Below are 15,527 nucleotides of genomic sequence, written 5' to 3' on the forward strand. Positions count from 1 at the left end.
CCAGTAATGATCGCGAATAACATTTTTTTCGTTGCTACTCCACCTTGAGCGATCAATATCTGATTTATTTGTATTAATAATAAAGAAATGCTCTTTAGCAAGAACAGTCTCCCCACCTGGTAGCATCATTGTGAAGGTTCTGGATGCTATCTGCGGTCCTGCATCTGTTCCATCACAAACGCTAAAACTTTCTCCGCGTTGAGTGACGCATAGGGCAGACTTTCAATAATTGCAATTGAACGAGAGTCCCCGACAATTTTTTCAATCTCGGAGACCTTGTACTGAATGTGTGGCGCAATCAGAAAACCGTCGAAAGCGGGAGCTACACTGGCAAAATTATCCAGACCCACAGCGCTAATAATGAGATTGTAGTCCTTTTTTTCTGCCAGCAACTGCATCCTTTTGGCGAGAGAATTTGCTGTATTACCAAACAAACAACATATCAGAAGCTTTTTCATATTTTTACCTCCTGAGAATTGTTCACAGAATAATACTCGACATGCTCATAAAACGAGCTCTGCATCTTATTTGCATGACAAATCTCCAGCAGAGTTGATGTAACTCAGGAAAGACGAACCTGCCGTATTGTTGGACTGACGGGATGCATCTGGATCTTTTGTGCAGCCGCTTGTCTACGACGTTTCGTCATTGGGCCTTTTGTCAGCTGTTCGCTCGAAGCAGCCTGATGGGCTTCACCTACAGCAGTTTGGTGCCTAAAGCGGACATTGATTAACCCCGGAGCCAGGGGGTGAAAGTAAATCCGGTAAGCAACCCTTCAGGGCTGAGTAGCCGAGTGACTGTTTGCGCTCATAGTTCTGTGCAATCACTTTAGTTTTTTATTCAAAAAAATTGATGAAAAACACATTCACTTACATTTGTTTACTTAAAGCAGGCGATTTTAGAGAATACATTACACAAAGAAAATGTGGCTATCCTCCTGCCGTAAAGAAACAAAAAAATACGTGTCAAAATGATTTGCATATTTAATTTTCCATTTATGTTGTGAAAAGGAATTCAAAATAATGAGACATGTCCATTTTAGTATTTTTTCCATTTTTAATCATCAAGTGATGGCTTCAGCATTTTTGATTGTCTTTTTATTTTCCCCGGCACCATGTGGAGCATATGAGGAGATCGATCTCCCGGACGTGAAGGCTCTTTTAGATCCTCCTGAAATATATAGCAGGGGGGATGTGCTTTATTATAATGGAAAAATTACAGACACTTCTTACGTTGCTGTTTTGAATCTAACCATAAATCATGACATCAAAAAAATATCTATAAATAGCATTGGTGGTGATGCCAGAAATGCTATGGAGATAGGTGACTACATCTACAAAAATGGCCTCAGTGTTGATGTACGTAGTGTTTGCGCTTCTGCCTGTGCTAACTATATTTTCCCGGCCGGGAAGAATAAATATCTAGGTAATAATTCATATCTTCTGTGGCATGGTGGTGTCAACGGCCCTGAGAGAGAAGTAACAGTATCAGGAAATATTTCTAAAGATGATTTTTTTATGCTTCAGGAATTTAAAAAATTAAAAAATGATGACATTGCATTCTATAGAAGAATTGGTGTGAACATCAGGGTGTCATTTTGTCCGCAATTAAAAGATGACTATAAAGAAAGATTTCCGGAGAAATGGTTTTCATACCCTCCGGAAGACTTGGAAAAATTTGGTATAAAAAACATTCACTACGCCATTTCAGCTTCTCAATGGGTTCTCTCCATGAGAAATAAGCACGTTATTTTTGCCAGTTACTGTAATTAGGAGAAACAACAATGCTTGAGCTTTCTTTAAGTGAAATCCTTACGTCCTTTGTGAGTACCGCCCCATCATCTGTATCGGGGCGGATCGAGTGTGTATTTATTGACAGTGCAATCGAACTACGTTCAGAAGCTATATGTCACTTTCAAGCTTCCAGTGGGCGATGCTTTTCGTTGAACAATCGGGCTGTTGCGTGCATCACCAGCCAACTGCGTAAAGCCTGTTGCGGCAACCACGCTCCAGTCTTGGTTGAACTTGTGTGTCCAGTCCATATTCAGTGAATAGGCATAAATCCCGGAACCGGCATCATATTGACTAAACCCCGATGCGGCTGACTGTGATGAACTTACCCCGTAGTAAGTTTGCATATAGTTGCCTGTTCCCCAACTGCTGGTCAGCGCCATCGTCACGGTATTTTCCGATGAGCTATAAAGCGGGCTGATAATGCCGAAATGCAGGGCCGCGCCATTGTCCCGCTGAGAAAACGGCACCTCAGCCTGCAATTGCAAATGAAGCCAGTCGGTGACCTTATACCCCAGACCCAATGCCCCGATAGCCGAGCCTTTGACATCGCCCATACCCCGCAAGTCGTCACTGCCATCGCTCAGTGAGTCGCTGTCCACGTCATGATCCTTACGGCCTGCGCGATAGCTCAGCGCAGTACTGTAATCCAGCTTGCCGGTGCTGTTGCCGTAACCGATACCGCGCGTGGTACTCACGAAGAACCCATTATGCATCGAGTAATCAAGCACCAGGGCTGTCGTGACGCGGTTTTCATCCGAACCAGAATAAAGTGGCGTAACATCCACGCCTCCTCCCAACGTTAAGGCGTTACCCTGTTGTGGTTCTGCCGCAAGTGTTGGGGTGGCCAGTAACGCCAGCAGCGCGCCCGGCAGCATTTTTATCAGGGTGCGTCCTGAGAGTGAATAGGGGAACTTATGACGCAGTTCGAAGTTGCTCATTAAAGAAGTCCTTATGGATTCAAACGATTACGATACAAGCGGGTTTTAAACGCCAGAACGCTCAGTTTGAATACGCACCCTAAAGTTCTCATGAGCTAAAAATGAAGAAATACTTAAGCACGTACCGGTGACACAAACCTGATAAATTTCCTGATACCGTTTTTTTCTTCAGACGTTCTTCATTCACCGTTGATAACGTAACTATTGTGAAAATTCTCCTCATCGAAGACGACCTGGATCTCGGCAACGGCGTACGTATTGCCCTTGCAGATCAAGGATTAGATGTCATATGGGTTCGCCGCAAAGTGGATGCGCTGCATCAACTCGATGCCTGCGTGCCGGAACTTGTGTTGCTCGACCTCGGACTGCCCGACGGCGATGGCATGAGCCTGATGGCGTACTTGCGCCAGCAGCTCAAGGGGATCCCCGTCATCATTCTGACCGCACGAGGCACTCTGCAGGATCGCCTGTGCGGGCTGGATGCCGGTGCTGACGACTATCTCGTCAAACCTTTTGTTCTCGCCGAGTTGTTGGCCAGGGTAAGAGCACTTGCGCGACGCAGTTACGGTTTTGAGAATGAGGTGATAGAAATTCGTGGGTTATCTCTCCACGTGCCGACTCGTCGCGTGACAGTGAGCGCGCGGAATGTTGAGTTGACGGCAAGTGAATACGCGCTGCTTGAAACTTTAATGATGCGCACTGATCGCGTGCTTACACGAAGGTTTCTGGAAGAAAGGATATTCGGCGCAAAAGAAAATATGAGCAATGCACTCGATGTGCATATGGGTAATTTACGTCGCAAAATCGGCGACGGTTATGTCCGAACGGTGAGGGGCGTAGGGTATGTCATTGATACCGTACCGATTCAGAAAGGGGCTGGTTGATGCGAAATTTTTGGCGCCACCTGAGAACTCCAACGCTCGTACGGCGAATTATGATCGCCCAGATGTTACTGCTTACACTGCTTTGGTGTCTTTTTCTGACCTACATTTTGTGGGAGAACTTGCGTAGCCCCCCGATGCTAACGGGCAGCAATACCTACGAAACCATTCTTACATTGGTTGATCGTATGGATGATCGCCCGCAGGATCGCAACGCGGTGCTGGAAAAGTTCAGCACAGCGTTGCGGGAAGGTTATGGCGGAGGTGAAGATCCTAAACTGTCAATCAGCCTAATCGTTCGGAAGAATAAAGAGATAATTTATTCATCTGATGGCGCTCCGTCAGGGGTGACAAACACCCTGTATGGGAAAATTCAGAGCATTCAGAGTGAAGGTCGCACCTGGACTAGCCGTACTCTCAAGTCCGGGAGATCCGATGCGGAGGTAACACTTGTCACGCCTGCCGGAGGCTGGAACTTTTTTATATACCTGAACTCGCGTGGATACTACATATTGCCGCTACTGGTGTGCATTCCTTTTCTTTTGTTTCCCGCGTGGCTGTCAATCCGTATTGCAATGCGACCCTGGAACAAGGTGATAAATGAAATTTCCTTACGAACTTCAGAAGATCTCTCTCCCTTAAAAGAAGTGCCAAAGCACATGGAGCTTCGCCAAATGGTGGACGCTACTAATCTATTTCTTGCCAGGGTACAAGAGAGTTCTGATAGGGAACGGGTTTTCATTGCAGATGCCGCTCACGAACTGCGTACCCCCCTGGCTGCGATGCGAATCAATGTGGAGGCGTTGCAGTCCTATGTAAGCAGTAATAATCAACAGGAGTTGCTTGCAGGGATTATTCGCAGCAATAGCCGTGCAGCGCGTCTTGTCAATCAGTTGCTACTGATGATGCACAGCGAAGTGCGCATTGACACTGTTATGGAGCCTGTGCCGCTGACAACGCTCATACAAGAGCGAATGGCTGCACTGGCACCGCTGGCGGCTGAGCGCAGGATTGAGCTCGAATTCTACTCTGATGATGAAGTCTGGATCACAGGCGTCAGGGAACGCCTGATGTCGCTGATTGATAATTTAATTGAAAATGCCGTGAAGTACAGCCCTGAGGGCGGACGGGTTGAGGTAGATGTACGATCACTTGATAAATCTACTCAGCTACGTGTTTCAGATGCAGGGCCCGGCATTCCATTTGAATTGAGGGAGCGCGTGTTCGATAGGTTTTTTCGCGATCCCAATCAGATACAAAGCGGGAGTGGACTGGGGCTTGCCATAGTCAAAGCGGTTGCGCAGCAACACAACAGCAGCGTATGCCTGAGTACGTCTGCAGAAGGTGGGCTCATGGTTACTGTTGACTTTCCAAACCACAAGTCCGCCTGAAAGAAAACATGATTTTGATACCAGCCCAGCGGAGGGCCTCTGTCAGAACAATGGAGTTGAAATTGAAATATTTGACGCTGTCTACACTATTATTTTCTATCTCAATCAGCGGGTGCGCCATAACCGTCAGCGAATTAAAAAGCAGTCAATCATCCTATGACGGCAGCTTCACGAGCAAGACGGAGCCCTCCGATACCTATCGAACCTTAAGGCACATGGCAAGGCAGTGCCTGGAATATGAGGCATATTCAGGAAATCCGGTCATCGTATTAAGCGAGTTTGACGGTGAGCGCAATGAAGGTGAGATCAATCAAAAGCTCCTTGCGCAGGGACTGTTGATTAACAACACGCTAATTGAAATAGAAAGACATGATGGGGACAAAGCACAGGTCAGCCTATACACAACCAAGAACATCTTGAGTGTGGGCATCAGGTCGCCAAATATAAGTGATATCAAGCGCTGGGCTGACGGCGATAGGTCTTGCTAGAACGACACTCTCGTCAATACCGTGAAGCATCTCAGGCCATATGACTTAATCCCCCGTTGATTTACACACCGCGATTTAAGTAATGCCTTCATCAGTAATGAGAACAACTGCGAACGTCTGCTGTTCGCTCTCAGCAAACCTTCAGCGTCACGTGTTTGTCTGCTCTGTGCCAAAATCGGACAGTGCAAAAATTTTGTTTGATAACAAAGACGATAACAATTCCTACCATAACTTTATCGAATTTTGTCTATTGGTTGACTAGTTTTTTGATGATATAGTTTTGTCAATTATTACTTGGAATTTGGTTGAAAATGAAACGATTATTTTATTATGAACTGCTGAGTATAAAAACTGAAATCAACAAACTTCAACAAGATAAAAATAATGTAAAAGTTCTTGGCGACATTCAAGAAAAACTACTTGAATACCATCACTGGGTAGAGTGCAAATTTAACACAAGGAAATTTAGGTTAAAAAACCTTAAACGCATGAAGAAAAACCCTGCCAATACGAAAGAAATCTCCTTACAAATAAAATCTTCAATAAATAAAACCATCTTGCAGTTAGATGAGTTGACGGAGCTAAAGGTATGGTTGAGGAATATTGGAAATTCCCTCCCTCACCTTTATTATGATAAAGGGGATCTAAGAGCATATTCATACTCTTCAAATTCAAATAACCTTAAAGAATTATCGGGAGATATTCATGGTAAAGATGGCCTTGACCTCGAACTTAAATGCTTCCGCTATGCTATTGACATCGGTTCCAAAGCACTTTTAAATGATTTGACAAGTATTATGCGTTATGGAGATCTTACCCTGATGGATAAGGAAATTCCTTTTATTATGGAAATAAAAAACAGCGAGGCATGTAGAGTTAAGGCAAATAAACAACTGAAAAACATGCAAGAAATTCATAGTTACTTAGAGAAAGATATCAGCACGACTATTAGAGGGGGAGAAGTTATTAGCCAAAGAATTACGATGAGTGAAGATGAAAGAAGTAATAAAGAATTTTTTAATAAGCACTTCACAGATTCAAAGCATACCGGGTACAACCTTTCAAAAATAGAGGGCGGGTTATACTGTTTAAGTTTTTATCATGGTTCTAAATATCAAGACAATGTCGATTTTTCAGTTTTGAAAAAATTAAAAAAACCAGCATTTTTTTTCACTTAATCAATTCAAAAATGAAGAGGATAATTCTTTGTTTTATCCTTACACTTTACTCATTGATGACCCTGAAATCTACACTGCATTTATGTTGGGGCTTTATTCTATATATTTATTTTTCGATTGTGAAATTTTGAATAAAACTGCCGATAAATACAAAATAGAATTTAAATTCATCACTGATAAATACTTATCGGAAATGAGAAGTAAAGGCGGCCCATTAATTTACTCTCATACTTTCACAAAAGCGCTGGTTGAATTCTCTTCACTTAACTGGGCAGTCAATCAGATGTTTTCTAATTATCAAGTCGCTTTAGATTCATATGACGTCATAATTAAAAAAGAATTTTGAATCAATTATAATATTGGAAACACCCATTTCAAATGGGCCGTCATTATAGATTTACTACTAATGTCAGAACACTTAAACGTCCTTTTTTCGCTCAAAGCTGCCCTTGATCCTTTAGCGGATAGGTCTGAGTAGCTATGCACCTTAAAATGATTCAAGAAATCTTTGTTTCGGGGCAGTGTTAGTAACCGCTACAATTTTTTGCTCATAAAGACGGTCTTTCCACCCATGAATGGTTCACGTCTATCGATTTCATATCCTAGCGCCGCATATAATGCAATGTTCGCCTCGAATGCTTCGTTCGTCTGCAGGCGAATTTCCCCAATCTCCGCTTGAGCTGCTTTACTTTCAACATGCGACAGTAATCTCCGGCCGATTCCAATTCCTTGCCGGTGAGGATGTACCGCAACATTTTCTATCCAAAGATGATCAGCATGGAGACATATTTCGATGAGGCCGACGACATCCCCTGCAACAATGGCCAGGTCAATGTCATGCTCACGGACGACTTTATTAAAATCGGCCTTCATCGGGGTCGGTTCACGACCAATGACCGAAATCCATTTGGAATAGGCCGCAAGAACTATCTCACGAACCAATTCCGCATCATTTTCTTCCGCGCGGCGGAACCCAACGGTGATGTCAGGCGATTTGCTCATCTAAACTCCTTGAAGCTCGGCTGCCACTAAGATGTGCAACATAACAGGCTGTGCAGCTTTGTGACTCATTAACGTCGGATTAGCGCCGCCAGTTCGACGTTGCAACTGCCAGGTTACTGACACTGGATAGAATAATCAAAATGTGTACATCCTCTTTTACGCAGCCCTTGCAGTAATGCCTGTGTCGCACCAGAAGACTTTCCGGATGGCGAACAGACAAGACAAAATTCACGGTGTATAGAAGGTGTCACCGGCAGCACGCACAGGCCTCGCAATTCAGCTGGCAGGGCAGATTCCGGAATCAGCGTCACACCCATGCCTTCACGCACCAGCATGCAGGCGCTGACCCAATCCCGTACTTTTACGCGTACATCAGAGAGCTGCAAGCCTGCCTGCTCCATCAGACTTTTTCCATTAACGACACATCCGCCTGTCGCGAGAATAAAGGGTTGGCCTGCCAGTGCCTCTAGCGTTATGCCATCCGCCTTTGCATTCTGTCCCTGCGGATGACGGGATGGCATGACCGCCACCCATGCATCCTGTCCCAATACAACGTCTGCTCGTCCCGGTTCGGGATTCATGACCACACCCAGATCCACAGTGTCTGCTGCAATCCATTCCTCCACTTCCTCGTCTGTACCTTCCAGTACCACCACGTCGATGCCCGGATGCAGACGCTTAAAGTCGCGCAGCAGCCCAGGCAAAAATGTGGACGTCACAGAGGGAAAACTGGCGAGGCGAATGCGTCCGCCCTTTAAACCGCGGCTCTCATCAGCCAGCACGCGGATGGCGTTCAGCCGTTCAAGCATTATCCTTGCCTGTTCGATAACCTGCTCACCCAGCGCGGTGACGCCGATGTGTCGACGCTCACGCGTAAACACCGGGAACCCAAGTGAAGCCTCTAACTGAGCGATAGCCTGACTGGCGCCGGACTGAGTCATTCCCACCTCTTCAGCGGCGCGTGAGATATTGCTGGCATCCGCCACGGCGACCAGTAAACGCCAGTGCAAAAGATTCATCATAGGTATCAGTAGCTCAGCTAATAGTTAATTTATGAATCATTAATTTTACAGCACGAGACACATTACGCACAGTGTGTTCAGGAACGGCCAGCACATTGCTAAAAAGCTTTTCAATTTTATCGGAGAGACCATGAAACTTTATTACGCCCCTGACACCTGTTCGCTTTCACCCCACATCGTGTTGCGTGAGCTCGGGCTTGAATTTGAACTGGTCAAAGTGGACAACAGAAGCAAGCTCACCGCAGACGGACGTGACTTCCGTATCATTAATCCAAAAGGCTATGTCGCCGCGCTGGAACTGGACAATGGTCAGATACTCACCGAAGGGCCGGCCATTGTGCAATACCTCGCTGACTTGAAGCCGGAAAGGGGGCTGGCACCGCGAGCGGACAGTTGGGCGCGAGTGCGTCTGCAGGAATGGCTAAACTTTATCACCAGTGAAATACATGCGGGCTCCGCACTGCTGTTCAACTCCACATTGCCTGAAGACGTCAGAACGATCTTTCGTGAAAAGCTCTTCCGGCGGTTCGATTTTCTGCAGGATACGCTCAATGAAAAAGCCTATCTGACGGGCCCCTCGTTCAGCGTTGCTGATGCTTACCTTTTCACCGTGCTGGGTTGGTGTAAATTCTTTTCCATCGAACTGAATCGCTGGCCTGTATTAACGGCGTATATGGCAAATATCAATGCGCGTCCTGCCGTGCAGGCTGCCTTACTTGCAGAAGCATCTCAATAAGCCCGATAAAGCTTATGGCGGATGCAAATGTCTGACAGATGCAAAGCAAAAGATCCGCTTCCCGCTGCCCAGTGACATCCTTTTTGTGGGGCGTTTAGTGCCAGAGCGGACGTTACAGCTAATACCCGTCCTGTTCTTGAGAACATCACTAATAAATGGTCGATTTTAATTCTCACGTTTATTGCATTGTACGAATGGGCGCTGGAGCATGGAGCAGAAATGGAACGGGCCCAGGAGGTGTACGACTCGTCCCGGGTGAAAGAGATTTAGAACTCTGCGGCCAGCGCGAGACTTTCGCGGGCAGAACGGGGGAATCTGGTCGCGTTACAGCTTCAGGAAGCCCCGGTACGGTGGAGCAGGTTTGACAGACAGCATTTGCCCGGAGGTCTCTTGAGGCCTGATGCATTCAGGCCGGAACAATAATTGCGCATTCAGGGGGGCAATAAACGACAGGAGATCGCCTCATCCGCGGCCAACCCCAGCGAGCGTGGCTTTTCGCGCCAAAGGCGATATCACATCATTAAAAATGATTAAATGTCATGACTCAGCCTGCAATAAGTTAATCATTAATAGCCGGTGAGTGGTTTTTATATCGTTCAATTAACAGGTGTAAAATCCCCATTGCACCGTGCGCATAAAAATAGACTTCAATAAAAGTAGTAAGGAACTTATGCCACCCGATAATTTTATCCGCTAAATCAGATTCAACAGTATTGAGTAAGAACCATAATCCACCCGATATGGCTACGCATAATAACGCCAGAACACCAAGCCCCTGAATAGTACTGGCAATGCCACCGGAATGGGCTTCAGGTAAGCGATATTTCATCAGCGTATTGATATCTTGTTTAATACCCTCAAAATCCAGCTTAGCCCAGGCAAAATAGTAAGTAAAACCTCTCTGGGTCATCATCCAGCCAAGCATCAGGAAGCCACAGATAATCAGCCCTGACCCGGAAATTACATGCACCCAGGTTATCACGCTGTCCAGGCCATGCCCGGCAAGCGCTTCAGTTTCAGTAAAGTTGGAGTTGATAATTTGTGAAAGTATTAAAAGTGCCACAACGATGTGCAGGGCACGAAAAAAAGGGGCGTACTCATGGGGTAACATATTCCAAATTCGTGATTTCATAGCGATTGCCTTAATGGATTGATCGACATTCTGAATCTTACGAAAGAATTATTAGCTTAACCTTAATTTTAAAATTATTTGCCAACACGTTCTCATTCCGTCAACGTGGCAATAAATATTGAGAAGTGATAACTATTATTATTACCATCGGCATTTTGGCCTATTAACTGAACCCATGGGCAAACGCGTTTTGCCGGGATTATTTATGCTATCTGGCAAATAACGCCCCCCTGTTGCTGTCATTTCAGCCCGACGACATTATTTCCTCATGCATACCCTTAACCTGCCTTTTCTGCGAATCCCTCCGGCAGGCAGCCGGCAGGTTTTTGTGACTGAGGGTGAAACCCTGATAAATCATGATTAATTAGCAGAAATTAATCTATCGACGGCGGTCTTTAAGGTTGTCGGCTGAGAATATACGATATATTCTCAATGCTTAATTCTTCGCCGGATCACCGCCATGACGACTGCCAGACCCTTGCTCGACGTTCGCCACCTCGCCATTCATACCGATGCCGGATTACCGCTGGTCAAACCGCTTTCCCTGCAGGTGAATTGCCGTGAAATGGTGGCGCTGGTGGGGGAATCCGGTTCCGGTAAAACGCTGAGTTCGCTGGCGCTGATGGGATTGCTGCCGCCGGGTGTGAGTATGACGGGCGGTGAAATCTGGCTGGCTGATAAACAGATTGCCAGCCCGCAGGGCGCGTTTGACACGGCTGTGCGCGGTAAACGGCTGGGGATGATTTTTCAGGAACCGATGACCAGCATGAATCCGGTGCTGAAAGTCGGTGAACAGATAGCTGAAGTGCTGGTGCGCCATCTGGGATTGGGCTGGAAGCAGGCGCACCGTGAGGCCATCGCTTTGCTGGATCGGGTCGGGATCCAGAATCCTGAGCAACGGGCGAAACAGTATATCCACCAGCTTTCCGGCGGCATGCGTCAGCGGGTCATGATTGCCAGCGCCATCAGTTGTAAGCCGTCGCTGCTGATTGCCGATGAGCCGACCACTGCGCTGGATGTCACCATTCAGGCACAGATTCTGGCGTTGCTGCTGGAATTGCAGCAGGAAATGGAGATGGGCGTGCTGCTGATCACCCACGACCTGAGCGTGGTGGCGCGTTACGCAGACCGCGCTTACGTCATGCATCAGGGAAATCTGGTGGAAGCAGGGCCGGTGGCAACACTGCTGACCGATCCGCAGGAACCTTACACCCGCAAACTGATCGCCGCTTCCCAGCCCGAACCGCGTCCGTTCAGCGCAGAAATCAGCGCGGCATCGCCGCTGGTGCGTTTGCGTGAACTGACCAAAAGCTATCCGCAGGCGCAGCGTTTACCTTTCATACCGGCAAAACGGCAAACGGTGCTTTTTCCGACGTCGCTGGATATCCGTCGCGGCGAAATTCTGGGGCTGATCGGCGAATCCGGTTCGGGGAAAACCACGCTGGGGCGGGCGATCATTGGCCTGACGGAAACTGACAGCGGTGATATCGAATTTGATGGCGTTTCCCTGACCCGCGCCAGTCACGCCACGCGGCAGAAAATGCGCAGCCGCGCACAGATAATTTTCCAGGATCCGTACGCCAGTCTGAACCCCAAAATGACCATCGGTGAGCAAATTGCTGAGCCGCTTCGTGTCTGGAAATTGCGTCCTGCCGGGCAGATTCAGGCGCGGGTAGATGAATTACTCACGCTGGTGGGGCTGGAAGCGCACCACGCCAGCCGGTTGCCCGGCGCATTTTCCGGCGGTCAGCGTCAGCGCGTGGCGATTGCCCGTGCGCTGGCGTTAGAGCCGGAACTGCTGGTGGCGGATGAAGCCGTGTCGGCGTTAGATCTCTCGGTTCGCGGGCAGATCCTGGCATTGCTGGATGAGCTCCGGCGACAACTCGGCCTGACCGTGCTGTTTATCAGCCATGATCTCGCTGCGGTAAAACAGGTGTGCGACCGCGTGGTGGTGCTTTATCACGGCAAAATCGTGGAGAGCGGGCTTACGGCGCAGGTGCTGGGCGCGCCGCAGCATCCTTATACGCAAACTTTACTGGCGGCAGCGCCGGATATCAGGCAGGCGTTGCAACTGCGCAACGTCAGTTAAAACCCGTCAGCAGGGGCAGTTCAGGATGTTCCGCCCATTCATGCCAGGATCCGACATAAATGGCCAGTTGCCTGTGACCCGCCAGTTGCAGGGCGGTAAATACCGTGGCGGCACGTGCGCCCCGGTGACAATAAATAATGATCCGCCGGTCGGGATGCAGTCCGGCTTTCTCCGCGCGATGGCGGATTTCTCCGGCATCCTGAAACGCGCCGTTATGCACCACATCCTCCCAGAACAGCAATCTTGCACCGGGAATTCTTCCTGCCCGGTGGCAGCATTCATGCGCAAATTCACCGCTGAATTCTGACGGACGCCGGGCGTCCAGAATTTGTGCGCCGGACGCCTGTGCCGCAAGCACTTCCGTCCGCGTGGCCGTCAGCGAATTAAGTTGCGCGATCACCGTACTGTCTGGCGCACGGTAATCCGGATTTTCTGCGCTTATCACTGCGCTGTTGCCGGTTCCCGGCATCAGCTCGCCGCCTGCGCGTTGCCAGGCATCCAGCCCGCCATCGAGCACCAGCGGCTGGCAGATGCCGCCGCACAGCGCAAACCACGCACCGCGCGGGGAGCGCATACCGACCTGTTGTTCAAAGAAAACAGGTGTGACGTTGTCACGGATGTCCAGCGACTGCCAGGCACGCTGAAAGGCATTGAACAGGCTGTTCACACCGGCTTCAGTGCTGTCGGGAATAAAGTAATCATAAACATTCAGATGATGCGCGCCCGGCAGGGTTGCGGCCTGCCACTGAGCGATCTCACGCACATCAATCAGCGCAAACTGTTCGCCATTTTTTTGGCGTTCACGCAGCTCTGCGGCGCTGATAATGATGCGCGGCAAGGGGAAAGCAGAGTAATCAGGCAAGGTAAAATGACTCCGGAAAAAGCGGTAACAGCGTGCCGGTTCCCCGCTGCTGCGCGAGTGCCAGCACGCGGGCCGCCAGGGCGATGTCGAAAACGTTGAGGCCAAACGAGGAGAAATACACACTGTCATCAGGCGCAGGTCGCCAGCCATCGAGCAGCAGATTGCTTAAATCAGCATCAACGCGATCCGGCGAAAATTGCCCGGCGCGGTACATCTGGAAGAGGCTTTTGGCGCTGGTTTCGCAGAAATCTCCCCACAAATCGACCACCACTTTTGTGGCGAGGGCAATCGCCTCAAACGCGACTTCGTGATAACCCACCTGAATAACCAGCCTTCCGGGGCGGATTGCCTCCGCGCCCAGCAGCGGTTCGGCGGCGCTGGTGCAGGTGATTACGGCGTCGATGTCTTGTGCGCAGGCGTGCGGTAAACCGGTGATTCGGACCAGCGGCCACGGCAGGTTGTCGCTGTCTGGGACAAAAGCAGATGCGCTGCGGCTCCACCAGCTGACCTGTTGCAGGTCCGGGAAAAGCTGACGCAGCATATCGAGATGCGCCGTGGCCTGCACGCCGGTGCCAAGCAGCAGAATGCGCTGTACGGGACGCGGTGCGGCATGGCGTAACGCCAGCGCCGAGACGGCAGCTGTGCGGGCGGCAGTCAGCGCGGCGCTTTCCACCAGCCCGAGTGGCAGACCGTTATCTGCGCGGTTAATCAGCGTCATCGCCATCGCCTGCGGCAGCCCGTCGTGGGCATCGGGGCGATGTGCCGTCCATTTCACGCCAGCGGCATTGAAACGACCGCCTACGCAGGCGGGGAGCGCGTAGGCTTTTCCCCGCGCACCAGCAAGACTGACGTGGGTTTCCGCTGGCATCTGCGTCTGTTGCTGGCGCATTAAGGTGACAACGTCACGTACATCATCCAGCGCGGCCTGCGCCTGCGTACCGCCGAGCGCCATGACATCCCGCTGATTCAGATAGCGAAAACCCTGCGTCATCTCAGTGCTCCAGCAAGGTCTGTGCAAACGGATACAGCGCCGGTGAGCCGCCACAGTGCACGAAAATCACCCGTGAACCGGCGCTGATTTTGCCTTGCTCCACCAGACTGATCAGCCCGTGCATGGCTTTGCCGGTGTAGACCGGATCCAGCAGCAAACCTTCGGCCTGCGCAACGCGGTAGATGGCATCAATGCCGCCGTCAGACGGCACGCCGTAGGCGGTGCCGACAAATTCGTCTTCAATCCAGATATCGTCAGGCGTCCAGTGTTGCGGCCATTCCAGCAAATCAGCACAATCCTGCGCCATGGCGGAAATACGTGTCCGGAACCATTCCGCTTTGGCACTGACGCTGATACCCACGATTTTGGTGTCCGGCCAGTATTTACGTGCGCCGACATACAGCCCGGCCAGCGTACCGCCGGAACCGGTCGGCGCGACAATCACGTCAGGCGGCAACTGATGACGTTCTTTAAGCTGGGCGTCCATTTCTTCGATAGCGCGCACATAACCCAATGCGCCGAGCGGCGTGGCGCCGCCGAGCGGGATAATCAGCGCTTTTTCACCGCGTTCCTGTGCCGCGTCGGCATGGGCATTCATCGCCCCTTCAATCTGGGTGAAATAGCCGTCAGGATCGAGAAACTCCAGCTCCGCGCCGAACAGCTTATCGAGCAGAAGATTGCCCTGATAGGTTTCCGGCTGATGGCCGCGCAGCACCAGCACCGGTTTCATGCCGAACTTACGCGCCGCCGCCGCCACCATCCGGGCATGGTTGGACTGATGCCCGCCGGTGGTGATAACCACATTGACCTGCTTGCGGCAGGCATCGGCCATCAGATATTCCAGTTTGCGGACTTTATTACCGCCGCCGCCGAAGCCGGTGTAATCATCACGTTTGATATCCAGCGTGATGCCGAGTGAGTCGCCGAGTGTGCTCAGGCGTTCGAGCGGTGTGGGGAAGAATCCCAGTGAAACACGTTCAAAATCATTTGCTTGTTTCATCATAATTTTCCTGGTGATTATCTT

General features: G+C 49.7%; 16 protein-coding genes and 2 pseudogenes. 8 read left to right on the forward strand and 10 right to left on the reverse strand.

The window, feature by feature from the left end:
* From ABIC79_RS00005 to ABIC79_RS00015, 3 genes and pseudogenes are all read right to left on the reverse strand, one after another.
* Positions 1-168 (reverse strand): annotated as a pseudogene (locus ABIC79_RS00005) (NUDIX hydrolase); the annotation flags it as partial.
* Positions 147-458: a PTS sugar transporter subunit IIB gene (locus ABIC79_RS00010; protein ID WP_119261682.1), complete on the reverse strand. Its 312-nt coding sequence runs from the start codon at positions 456-458 to the stop codon at positions 147-149. The pseudogene ABIC79_RS00005 and the gene ABIC79_RS00010, both read right to left, overlap by 22 nt.
* 271 nt (positions 459-729) lie before the next feature.
* A pseudogene (locus tag ABIC79_RS00015) lies at positions 730-804 on the reverse strand (glyoxalase); the annotation flags it as partial.
* 218 nt (positions 805-1,022) lie between these two features.
* Between ABIC79_RS00015 and ABIC79_RS00020 the strand changes: the two are divergent.
* The gene (locus ABIC79_RS00020) at positions 1,023-1,772 is read left to right on the forward strand and encodes a hypothetical protein (protein WP_119261681.1); all 750 of its coding nucleotides are present in this window, start codon (positions 1,023-1,025) and stop codon (positions 1,770-1,772) included.
* 122 nt (positions 1,773-1,894) lie between these two features.
* Here ABIC79_RS00020 and ABIC79_RS00025 read toward each other — a convergent pair whose 3' ends face one another.
* Positions 1,895-2,731 (reverse strand): MipA/OmpV family protein, encoded by an 837-nt coding sequence (locus tag ABIC79_RS00025; RefSeq protein WP_015689968.1) that lies wholly within the window; start codon positions 2,729-2,731, stop codon positions 1,895-1,897.
* Between the two features lie 206 nt (positions 2,732-2,937).
* Here ABIC79_RS00025 and ABIC79_RS00030 point away from each other — a divergent pair, with 206 nt between their 5' ends.
* From ABIC79_RS00030 to ABIC79_RS00050, 5 genes are all read left to right on the forward strand, one after another.
* Positions 2,938-3,615 (forward strand): response regulator, encoded by a 678-nt coding sequence (locus tag ABIC79_RS00030; protein WP_013575641.1) that lies wholly within the window; start codon positions 2,938-2,940, stop codon positions 3,613-3,615.
* Complete coding sequence (locus ABIC79_RS00035; RefSeq protein ID WP_112152427.1) at positions 3,615-5,003, forward strand: sensor histidine kinase; 1,389 nt, start codon at positions 3,615-3,617, stop codon at positions 5,001-5,003. Before ABIC79_RS00030 ends, ABIC79_RS00035 begins: the two co-directional genes overlap by 1 nt.
* Positions 5,004-5,053: 50 nt before the next feature.
* Positions 5,054-5,491, forward strand: coding sequence for a hypothetical protein (locus ABIC79_RS00040; RefSeq protein WP_173362073.1), 438 nt, complete (start codon positions 5,054-5,056; stop codon positions 5,489-5,491).
* 311 nt (positions 5,492-5,802) lie between these two features.
* Positions 5,803-6,669, forward strand: coding sequence for a hypothetical protein (locus tag ABIC79_RS00045; RefSeq protein ID WP_354566345.1), 867 nt, complete (start codon positions 5,803-5,805; stop codon positions 6,667-6,669).
* A 28-nt stretch (positions 6,670-6,697) separates the two neighbouring features.
* Positions 6,698-7,015 carry a hypothetical protein gene (locus ABIC79_RS00050; RefSeq protein ID WP_354566347.1) on the forward strand — a complete coding sequence of 106 codons (318 nt, stop codon included), beginning with the start codon at positions 6,698-6,700 and terminating at the stop codon, positions 7,013-7,015.
* Positions 7,016-7,203: 188 nt separating this feature from the next.
* Here ABIC79_RS00050 and ABIC79_RS00055 read toward each other — a convergent pair whose 3' ends face one another.
* Both ABIC79_RS00055 and ABIC79_RS00060 read right to left on the reverse strand, forming a co-directional pair.
* A complete protein-coding gene (locus tag ABIC79_RS00055) occupies positions 7,204-7,671 on the reverse strand; it encodes a GNAT family N-acetyltransferase (RefSeq protein ID WP_112152436.1) in 468 nt (155 codons plus the stop codon).
* Between the two features lie 113 nt (positions 7,672-7,784).
* Entirely contained in the window at positions 7,785-8,693 is a 909-nt protein-coding gene (locus ABIC79_RS00060; RefSeq protein WP_217244073.1) for a LysR family transcriptional regulator, read from the reverse strand.
* Positions 8,694-8,823: 130 nt separating this feature from the next.
* On the opposite strand from ABIC79_RS00060, the gene gstA reads away from it, so the two are divergent.
* Complete coding sequence (gstA, locus tag ABIC79_RS00065) at positions 8,824-9,429, forward strand: glutathione transferase GstA (RefSeq protein WP_112152438.1); 606 nt, start codon at positions 8,824-8,826, stop codon at positions 9,427-9,429.
* A gap of 559 nt (positions 9,430-9,988) precedes the next feature.
* Here gstA and ABIC79_RS00070 read toward each other — a convergent pair.
* On the reverse strand, positions 9,989-10,561 hold the full coding sequence (locus tag ABIC79_RS00070; RefSeq protein WP_013575630.1) for a cytochrome b/b6 domain-containing protein: 573 nt from the start codon (positions 10,559-10,561) through the stop codon (positions 9,989-9,991).
* Between the two features lie 460 nt (positions 10,562-11,021).
* On the opposite strand from ABIC79_RS00070, the gene ABIC79_RS00075 reads away from it, so the two are divergent.
* Positions 11,022-12,650 carry a dipeptide ABC transporter ATP-binding protein gene (locus ABIC79_RS00075; protein ID WP_126124907.1) on the forward strand — a complete coding sequence of 543 codons (1,629 nt, stop codon included), beginning with the start codon at positions 11,022-11,024 and terminating at the stop codon, positions 12,648-12,650.
* Here ABIC79_RS00075 and ABIC79_RS00080 read toward each other — a convergent pair.
* From ABIC79_RS00080 to ABIC79_RS00090, 3 genes are read right to left on the reverse strand one after another with little or no spacing between them, the layout of a single operon-like run.
* A complete protein-coding gene (locus ABIC79_RS00080) occupies positions 12,643-13,512 on the reverse strand; it encodes a sulfurtransferase (RefSeq protein ID WP_112152440.1) in 870 nt (289 codons plus the stop codon). The genes ABIC79_RS00075 and ABIC79_RS00080 overlap by 8 nt on opposite strands.
* Positions 13,505-14,503: an ornithine cyclodeaminase gene (locus ABIC79_RS00085; RefSeq protein WP_112152441.1), complete on the reverse strand. Its 999-nt coding sequence runs from the start codon at positions 14,501-14,503 to the stop codon at positions 13,505-13,507. The genes ABIC79_RS00080 and ABIC79_RS00085 overlap by 8 nt, the downstream gene beginning before the upstream one ends.
* Position 14,504: 1 nt before the next feature.
* Entirely contained in the window at positions 14,505-15,503 is a 999-nt protein-coding gene (locus ABIC79_RS00090; RefSeq protein WP_354566657.1) for a 1-aminocyclopropane-1-carboxylate deaminase/D-cysteine desulfhydrase, read from the reverse strand.
* Positions 15,504-15,527 lie beyond the last annotated feature (24 nt).

The sequence above is a fragment of the Rahnella sp. 2050 genome (assembly GCF_040544515.1).
GTDB classification, from domain to species: domain Bacteria; phylum Pseudomonadota; class Gammaproteobacteria; order Enterobacterales; family Enterobacteriaceae; genus Rahnella; species Rahnella aceris.